This window comes from candidate division WOR-3 bacterium, from assembly GCA_011052815.1.
Lineage (GTDB): Bacteria > Hydrothermota > Tepidihabitantia > SM23-42 > SM23-42 > DRIG01.
Genome location: DRIG01000016.1, coordinates 1 through 3,008 on the forward strand (window position 1 = coordinate 1; position 3,008 = coordinate 3,008).

Here is a 3,008-nt window from a genome sequence, read left to right on the forward strand (position 1 = left end):
TTCGTCGATACTCTTACCTGATAATCTTCCGTATTCTGAAAACCGTCGTACGCGGAAATAGACATCTCCTCCTTTTTCATAAGCAAACCCTTTATCAATCAGCCGTTGAACAAGGCCGATGATCTCTTCGATATGCTGGGACGCCCTGGGATAGAAATCCGCACGTTTGATATTGAGCGTATCGCATGCCTTTAGATATTTTGAGATGTTCTCTTCCGCTATGATACGCCAATCTTTTTTCAACTCAGTCTGTTTCTTTATTATTTTGTCGTCGATATCCGTAAAATTTTCAAGGGTCTTAATCTTGTAGCCTTTATGTTCAAGCCATCTCACGAGAACATCACGGATGATATAGGCGCGCATATGGCCCAGATGGGGCGGTCCCTGCACAGTAAGTCCACAGGAATAAATCCTGACCGTATCTCCCGACGGAACGAATTCCTCTGTCTTCCGATGTAAGGTGTTATACAACCTCAAACCCATCTATTCACTCCGTAAATAGGCTCCAGCGGCTGCAATCTTGACCAGGGGATTGGGTGCAGACATCAATTTGATGAACAGTTCTCTGTTCTCTTTTGCACGACGGCGGGCAAGCGCTTCGATCGCGACGATTGAAACATTTATATATTCATCCTCGGCCGCCGCTCTCAACAACTCATCACCTTCAGGTATTCTATTATCTTTCAATACCTGGACAGCCTTGACCCGCACAAACGGATCACCGGAATCAAGCGCCTGCTTCAGCACCTCCACACCATCTTTATTATTGAGGAGCAACAGGGCTTCAGCCGCGACGACCTTCAATTCCCAGGGGGTATCGACCAAAAGATCTTTGATAAAAGATACTGCAGAGGTATCGCCGAGCTGCGCCAGGGCCAGAACTCCGTGTTTCCAGACATTGATGTTCGGAGGAATCATCAGTTCTCTTCTTATAAAATTCTCCATATCCTTTTCACCGATCCTGCCGAGCACCATCGCACTCGTAATTCTCACCAGAGGGTCAAGGTCGCTGAGTCCCCGACGTATATTCTTTTTATCCTTGAACTCTTCCAACCCCAGATAAGAGAACCTGCGGATCTTGGCGATCTTATCCTGGATTCCTTTAATGAACACATCATGACATCGTTCATCATCGATCAAGGACATAAGTCGGTATGCCTCTGCCCGGATTAACGGATCACGGTCTGAGGTGAGTTTGGCGACGATGGGAGAATAAGTCTTTTCTCCCAAATCATAGAGTGCCGCCAGGGCTGCAACCACACCGTTCTTGTCATCACTGTTGAGCGTTTCATAAAGCGTCTTAATTCCCCGCGCGTCACCGATCTTTTTACAGGCTTTAGCTGCATTCACCCGTATGACAGCCGATTCGTCTCTTAAGCCTTCTTCTAAAACGGCGAGTGCCTTTTGCCGGGGAGGTGTTCCGCAATTTAGTAAAAATATCAATAAGAAAATAACATTCTCTTTTTTCATCTGTGAATTATATATAATTTTCTTGATAAGTCAATAATTCCCGGGTTCTGTTTGTCTTTATTGACAAAAGAGTGATTTTGGCATAAAATAAAGTGTTTATCAGGAGGAAAGAAAATGAACGAATTTATTTATAAACCGATCTCCGCACCGCGGGGAACAAAAATTTCCTGTAAGAGCTGGCAGCAGGAAGCTGCCTTAAGGATGCTGCACAACAATCTGGACCCGGAAGTCGCGGAAAATCCCAAGGAGCTTATTGTATACGGCGGAAGCGGACGGGCGGCAAGAAACTGGGAGTCTTTTCATGCCATTGTAAACGCCCTGAAGACCCTAGAAAACGACGAAACCCTTCTGGTCCAATCAGGGAAACCCGTGGGGGTTTTTAAAACGTTCAGTTATGCGCCGCGTGTTCTCATCGCTAATTCACTCCTTGTCCCGGCATGGGCGAACTGGGACTATTTCAGAAAACTTGAAGCCTTAGGGTTGATTATGTACGGTCAGATGACCGCCGGTTCCTGGATATATATCGGAACCCAGGGCATAATCCAAGGCACTTATGAAACCTTTGCAGCCTGCGCGCGGAAGCACTTCGGCGGTTCACTTAAAGGAAAATGGGTCCTTACCGGCGGCATGGGTGGAATGAGCGGAGCTCAGCCGCTTGCCGTTACAATGAATCAGGGAGTCATTCTCGACATCGAGGTTGATCCAGAACGTATTAAAAAGAGGATAAAACAGGGATTCTGTGATACCATGGTCGATGATCTCGACCAGGCGCTGGAGATGGTCTTTGATGCGGTAAAAAAGAAAGAACCCCGTTCAATCGGACTCGTAGGCAATACCTCTGATATTGAACCACAACTGGTGAAGCGGGGGATTATCCCTGATGTGCTGACCGACCAGACATCTGCGCATGACGAGCTGAACGGTTATGTTCCCGGCGGAATGAGTCTTGAAGACGCCCTCAGTTTACGAAGCAGGTCGCCGGAAGAATACCGAAAAAGAGCCCTTGAATCGATCGCCCGACAGATGGAAGCGATGCTCGAAATGCAGAAAAAAGGCGCGATCGCATTTGATTACGGTAACAACATCAGGGGTCAGGCGAAAAAGGCGGGTGTGGAAAATCCCTTTTCCATACCGGGCTTTGTACCCGAGTATATCAGACCCCTCTTCTGTAAAGGGAAAGGGCCGTTCCGCTGGGCGGCGTTGTCCGGTGATAAAAACGACATCTATGCAACCGATAAAAAGGTTCTGGAAATGTTCGGTGACGACGATGCGATAAGGCGCTGGATTGAGTTGGCTCAGAAGAAGATTCCTTTTCAGGGGTTACCTGCCAGGATAATGTGGCTCGGATACGGAGAAAGGGACAAGCTCGGTCTGGAGATCGACAAGGTGGTCAAGGAGAACGTTCTTAAAGCACCCATAGTAATCGGGCGGGATCACCTGGACACCGGTTCAGTGGCTTCCCCTTATCGGGAGACTGAGGGGATGCTCGACGGCTCAGATGCAATCGCCGATTGGCCCATCCTGAACGGCTTGCTCAA

At 48.0% G+C, this 3,008-nt stretch carries 3 protein-coding genes; 1 reads left to right on the top strand and 2 read right to left on the bottom strand.

What is annotated here, in order from left to right; genetic code table 11:
* Both ENI34_01175 and ENI34_01180 read right to left on the bottom strand, forming a co-directional pair.
* Nucleotides 1–483 (bottom strand): cysteine--tRNA ligase (locus ENI34_01175; GenBank protein ID HEC77738.1); only part of this gene is annotated, 483 nt, incomplete at its 3' end.
* Entirely contained in the window at nucleotides 484–1,470 is a 987-nt protein-coding gene (locus tag ENI34_01180) for a HEAT repeat domain-containing protein (protein HEC77739.1), read from the bottom strand. It abuts the gene before it with no gap.
* A gap of 126 nt (nucleotides 1,471–1,596) precedes the next feature.
* Between ENI34_01180 and hutU the strand changes: the two genes are divergently transcribed.
* Nucleotides 1,597–3,008, top strand: a 1,412-nt coding sequence (gene hutU, locus ENI34_01185) for a urocanate hydratase (protein ID HEC77740.1), incomplete at its 3' end; no start/stop codon positions are given.

Bases quoted from the DNA above. Each gene is read 5' to 3' on its own strand.
- ENI34_01180 (HEC77739.1), bottom strand. From the start codon at position 1,470: ATGAAAAAAGAGAATGTTATTTTCTTATTGATATTTTTACTAAATTGC.